This is a genomic window from Pedobacter sp. 01N416, assembly GCF_056399685.1.
In genome coordinates, this window is sequence record NZ_JBFTRT010000563.1 from 1 (window position 1) to 5,822 (window position 5,822).

Annotated in this window: 6 protein-coding genes and 1 tRNA gene; 4 read left to right on the forward strand and 3 right to left on the reverse strand. The window is 37.8% G+C overall.

The features are described 5' to 3' along the window. The coding region (locus tag AC1DND_RS23630; protein ID WP_477585033.1) for a VOC family protein at positions 1 to 187 on the forward strand (187 nt) is incomplete at its 5' end. A gap of 348 nt (positions 188 to 535) precedes the next feature. On the opposite strand, the gene AC1DND_RS23635 is transcribed toward AC1DND_RS23630, so the two are convergent. Beyond that, a tRNA-Arg gene (locus AC1DND_RS23635) sits at positions 536 to 607 on the reverse strand. A gap of 295 nt (positions 608 to 902) precedes the next feature. On the opposite strand from AC1DND_RS23635, the gene mgtE reads away from it, so the two are divergent. Both mgtE and AC1DND_RS23645 read left to right on the forward strand, forming a co-directional pair. Further along, positions 903 to 2,279: a magnesium transporter gene (mgtE, locus tag AC1DND_RS23640; protein WP_029275973.1), complete on the forward strand. Its 1,377-nt coding sequence runs from the start codon at positions 903 to 905 to the stop codon at positions 2,277 to 2,279. A 9-nt stretch (positions 2,280 to 2,288) separates the two neighbouring features. Next, positions 2,289 to 2,741 (forward strand): HAD hydrolase-like protein, encoded by a 453-nt coding sequence (locus tag AC1DND_RS23645; RefSeq protein ID WP_477585034.1) that lies wholly within the window; start codon positions 2,289 to 2,291, stop codon positions 2,739 to 2,741. Positions 2,742 to 3,356: 615 nt separating this feature from the next. On the opposite strand, the gene ychF is transcribed toward AC1DND_RS23645, so the two are convergent. Next, positions 3,357 to 4,457, reverse strand: coding sequence for a redox-regulated ATPase YchF (gene ychF / locus AC1DND_RS23650; RefSeq protein WP_029275975.1), 1,101 nt, complete (start codon positions 4,455 to 4,457; stop codon positions 3,357 to 3,359). Positions 4,458 to 4,792: 335 nt separating this feature from the next. Between ychF and AC1DND_RS23655 the strand changes: the two genes are divergently transcribed. Further along, positions 4,793 to 5,254 (forward strand): hypothetical protein, encoded by a 462-nt coding sequence (locus AC1DND_RS23655; RefSeq protein ID WP_440828305.1) that lies wholly within the window; start codon positions 4,793 to 4,795, stop codon positions 5,252 to 5,254. Between the two features lie 69 nt (positions 5,255 to 5,323). Here AC1DND_RS23655 and AC1DND_RS23660 read toward each other — a convergent pair whose 3' ends face one another. After that, positions 5,324 to 5,647, reverse strand: coding sequence for a DUF3276 family protein (locus AC1DND_RS23660; RefSeq protein WP_029275977.1), 324 nt, complete (start codon positions 5,645 to 5,647; stop codon positions 5,324 to 5,326). Between the last annotated feature and the right edge of the window lie 175 nt (positions 5,648 to 5,822).

Below are 5,822 nucleotides of genomic sequence, written 5' to 3' on the forward strand. Positions count from 1 at the left end.
CTTTCATATTGGTTTTATGCTCGAAACTGCCGAAGCGGTCGACGATCTTCACAAAAGGTTGGTAGAAGGTAATATTGAAATTGCGCAGTCTCCTCGAAAAATAAGAGATAGTTATGGTTTCTATTTTTRTTTCGAAAATATATTTATTGAGGTTGGCCACTATTTAAACCTGAATGGTGAGGAATAAGTATTTTCGAAGCAAGTAGAAATACACGAAAAGGTCTCCTTTATGGGAATGACCAGTTCATACCTGCAGAGGAATTGCGTTAAGCAATAATGCCGAAGATGGCTGTTTGTATTTGAAGAGGCCTTTTTTTCTTGATCAATTTATCATCGGTGGCGCAGTCATTTTCAGGGTTCATATACAAATTTAAGTATTTGAAATAGCAAATTTTATTGCTGACCTATTTTTCTTGTTCAGATTGATTTTGGATCTTGATCAGTCAATATTCCCCATCATGCACAACTGGTTAGGTCACTTTACAACCCTATTTTTTGAAAAACCTTGCCAAGAAGCTTGGCAAGGTTTGATTAGTGCTCCCGACGAGATTCGAACTCATATCGATGGTACCGGAAACCATAATTCTATCCATTGAACTACGGGAGCATAAGGCTGCAAATATAGAAAAATCAAAATCATTTCATTACAAAAACAAGTCTATTTTTAATCTGTAAGTCCATATCAAAATTAACTTCCTGCTGTTGAGATATTTTTTATGTTAAAAAATGATTAAATCATAAAGCAACGGGCTGCTTTATTGAGTTTATTCCCCTTTATTTTTAATTTAAGAAACCTTTCTGGCTAATTTTAAACCTACACCGTTGGCTTTTTAAGAAATAAAAATGCACCTTTGCGAACCGTTAATAGAGGTTTAGGCATGTAATAAATTAGATTGTATTTTATGGAAGAATTGGTTGTGGAAGAGATTCAGGAACTGCTTGAAAAAGAAAATGATAAGGCTTTAAAGCAATATCTCGATCAACTGAATATTTCGGATGTTGAAGAACTGATTGATGAACTTCCACAATATGCAGCTAAATTTATCGAAACCTTATCTCTTAACAGGGCGGTAAACGTTTTTCGGATTCTGGATTTTCCTACGCAGGAGCGTATCATTAAAAAACTTTCGGGCAATAAACTCAATCAGATTATCAAAGATCTGCCGCCAGACGATCGTACAGCACTTTTTAGCGAGTTAAAAGGCGATGTGGTAAAAAAAATGATTACGCTTTTACCACCCGAAGAACGTAAAGAATCGCTTGCACTTTTAGGCTACAAAGAAGATAGTATTGGCCGTTTAATGACGCCCGATTACATCGCCGTAAAACCCGAATGGTCTATCACCAGGGTTTTGGCACACATCAGGCGCTATGGAAAAAACTCCGAAACCATTGATGTAGTATACGTGATCGATAAAGAAGGAGTACTGTTGGATGATATCAGGATCCGTGAGGTTTTACTGGCCGATCCTGAAGCAATTATTGGCGAGCTTACCGATAAACGTTTTATTGCCCTAAAAGCTAACGATCCTCAGGAAGATGCAATCAATATCTTCAGGATGAACAACCGTGTGGCTTTACCCGTAGTGGATGAAAATAACATTCTTTTAGGTATTGTTACCGTTGATGATATTTTGTGGATTGCAAATGAGGAATATACAGAAGATATGCACAAAATTGGGGGTACAGAGGCTTTGGATGAACCTTATCTCGATATCCCAATCCTAAAACTGGTTAAAAAACGTGCAGGATGGTTAATCGTACTCTTTTTAGGCGAAATGTTAACTGCAACAGCCATGCAGCACTTCGAAATTGAACTCGAAAAAGCAGTAGTATTATCGCTTTTCATTCCATTAATTATGAGTAGCGGGGGTAACAGTGGTTCTCAGGCTTCAACATTAATTATCCAGGCCATGGCCTTAGGCGAAGTAACCATCGCAGAATGGTGGCGCGTAATGCGCCGGGAGCTTGTTTCTGGAGCCTTGCTGGGCATTATTTTAGGTACAATTGGCTTTATCCGCATTGTAACCTGGCAAGAGTTACACCTTTACAACTATGGCCCCCATTGGTTTTTAATTGCAGCTACCATATTTTTTACTCTTGTTGGCATTGTATTATGGGGCAGTTTAATCGGTTCGATGATGCCAATTATTTTGAAAAAACTGAAACTCGATCCAGCAACCTCATCAGCACCATTTGTAGCTACTATGGTTGATGTTACCGGAATAGTAATCTATTTCAGTGTTGCCGTATTAATTTTAAAAGGCGTTTTACTCTAAATCTAAATCATGCAAAAGAAAATTACCACACTTTTTACCGATATCGGTGGCGTTTTATTAACCAATGGCTGGGACAGGCATGCAAGGGGCGAAGCTTCTGTGCTTTTTAACCTCGACTCTGTTGATCTCGAAGAACGCCATCACCTTACCTTCGATACCTATGAAGTGGGTAAATTAACGCTTGATGAATATTTGGAGCGTATCGTTTTCTTCGAAGAACGGAATTTTAGCTACGATGATTTTAAGGAGTTTATGTTCAAAAAATCACTTCCTTACCCCAAAATGATTCAGTTGATCTGCGATTTAAAAAAGAAATACAACCTTAAAGTAGCCGTAATCAGCAACGAAGGCAGAGAATTGAACCAATATCGCATCAATACTTTTAAACTGAACGAATTTGTCGATTTTTTCGTGTCATCTAGTTTTGTGCATTTCCGTAAACCCGATGCTAAATTAACCTAATGACCGTCATTCCCGTGCATACGGGAATCTTAATGCATTTTCGTGGTGTCAGATGGTAACATCTGACATACTACTTTCTATGCAACTGCATTATTAAGTTCTCAACTTTCGATTAAATAAATGCTGTATGCCAAGAGCTAAAATATTTTTTTGAAAAGCAATTGCAGTAGATATTTTAAAGCTTGCTCCCGCTTTTCATTACAAGTCCTCGCTAAGCTGCGGGCTTTCCATTTTAATCGGGTTTATTGGTAACTTAGCTGCTAATATTTTAGGTTGGGCGCAGTAATATAATTCCGTTTTTCTGTGCCTTCTCTAGCATTCGTCATCCTGACCTGTAGCAAAGCGGAAAGCTACGAAGTAAACCGAGCCTTAAGCGAGCTCACCGAAGGTAATTTATTTCAGGATCTGACATCGTTTAATGCTTAGCGTTGTTACCATTTAAGAAATACAAGTTCATTTAGCTTATATGTGCTTATATGCCTTATATGGTTCAAAGTAAATAAAATGGTTCATTACAGGCTAACCATAGTAAAAACATCTATAAACAAAAAAGCCATTCGAAAGAATGGCTCTGTATTATTTATGTTTTTAAAATCTCCTTAGGAGATTTAGGGATTATACATTAAATCTAAAGTGCATGATGTCGCCATCTTCCACTACATAGGTTTTTCCTTCAACGCCCAATTTACCAGCATCTTTACAGGCATTTTCAGAACCTAAGGTTACGAAATCGTTGTATTTGATTACTTCAGCACGGATAAATCCTTTTTCGAAATCAGTGTGGATAACACCAGCAGCTTGTGGCGCTGTAAAACCTTTTGTAATCGTCCAGGCCCTAACTTCTTGTACACCAGCGGTAAAGTAAGTGTAAAGGTTTAATAATTTATAAGCCGCACGGATCAGTTTGTTTACACCAGATTCAGTCAAGCCTAAATCAGCTAAAAACTCCTGACGCTCTTCGTAGCTATCCAGTTCGGCAATTTCTGATTCAATTTTAGCAGAGATCACTAAAACTTCAGCATTTTCGTCAGCAACATTAGCTTTCACTAAATCAACATATTTATTGCCGTTAATTACCGATGCCTCATCAACATTACAAACATACATTACCGGTTTTTGTGTAAGTAAACCTAAATCTTCAATAAAATCGAAATCATCTTGAGCCAATGCCGCAGTACGGATCGATTTGCCAGCTTCTAAATGTGCTTTAACCACCGTTAAAATTTCATAGGTACGTTTAGCATCTTTATCGCCACCTGTTTTAGCCATTTTTTCAACTTTTTGGATTCGTTTATCAACGGTATCCAAATCTTTAAGCTGAAGTTCAGTATCAATAATTTCACGATCACGGATCGGATCAACAGAACCATCCACGTGAATTACATTTCCGTCATCAAAACAACGTAAAACATGAATAATTGCATTGGTAGCACGGATATTTCCTAAGAACTGGTTTCCCAGGCCTTCACCTTTCGATGCACCTTTTACTAAGCCTGCAATATCTACAATCTCAATTGTATTCGGTTGTACTTTATTTGGTTTAACCAACTCGGCCAGTTTGGTTAATCTATCGTCAGGTACTGTAATTACGCCAACATTGGGCTCAATAGTACAAAAGGGAAAGTTTGCTGCCTGCGCTTTTGCATTTGATAAACAGTTAAAAAGAGTCGATTTTCCAACATTTGGTAAACCAACTATACCACATTGTAATGCCATTATTTATTAGTCTTTATATCTTTAGTTTTTGGCCATTGGTCCATAGTCTTATGGTCAATAGCCATTGTGTTTCGTTCTCAAGCTTTAGTTTTGGTCATCAACCATTTACCTTTTCCGCCTTCCGCCTTCCGCCTTCCGCCTTCCGCCTTCCGCCTTCCGCCTTCCGCCTTCCGCCTTCCGCCTTCCGCCTTCCGCCTTCCGCCTTCCGCCTTCCGCCTTCCGCCTTCCGCCTAAAATTCCGCGCAAAGATAAGCTTTTAAAACCTTTATTTAAACCCTTGCTATTGTATCAAATCTATATTTTATCTAAGTTTAGCCCAAAATAGATAGAGATAAATGGAAGATTTTGAAAATGAAGTGCCCCAGGAAGTAAAGTTGGTTGTTACCGAAGAAATGCGGAGCTATTTTTACGATATGAGTAAATGGGCAAGATTTTTATCAGTTGTGGGTTTTGTTATCTCGGCATTTTTAACCCTAGGCTCATTTGGAATAGGGGCTGCGGTAACGGCTAATCCAGGAATGCTCAATCAATTGGGGCCATTGGGCGGTATTGGCGCCACAGGTATCACCATATTTTACCTGCTGTTGGCTTTGTTCTTTTTTTACCCAAGTTTATTGCTGCTGCGCTTTTCGGCCAAAGTTAAACAAGGGGTTTTGTTCGGCGATCAGGAAAATTTAAATGATGCCATTGCTCATGTAAAATCGCTCTTTAAATTTTGGGGTGTAATTACCATCGTATTGATAGCCAGTTATTTTCTTTTGCTGTTGGCAGTACTCTCAGGCGGAGGCATAAAATAAAATATTACGCACACGAAAAAGCCTCCCGACTTTTAAAATCAGGAGGCTTTTTTATTGAAATTATATTACTTAAAAAGTAAAATCGTCGCTTGCTTTAGTGCTATGTTCTCCATTTTCAGAATATTCATAACGTTTTTCAACCACATCTTGGTGAGTTTTGATGTAATCAACAGTTTCATTTAGTCCTTCTGCAAATTTTTCGAAATCTTCTTTGTATAAAAAGATTTTATGTTTTACAAACACACCGTCTTCTAATCTTTTCTTACTCTCGGTAACTGTTAAATAATAATCACCCGATCTAGTAGCCTTCACGTCGAAGAAATAAGTTCTCTTACCTGCTCTTACTTTCTTTGAAAAAACTTCTTCTCTTTCCTTGTTGTCGAATTCTCCCATGGTTGGTATTGATGTTGGTTTTTGGTTTCGGTAAATATAAAGCAAATATTTAAAGTTCAAAATACAATTTTAATACAATTTAAATAGTTCGGGTTTCCTCCTCCAAAAGTTGGTGGTTATAAAGCTCGGTATAGCTGCCATTTAAACTAAGTAATTCATTGTGTGTGCCTTGTTC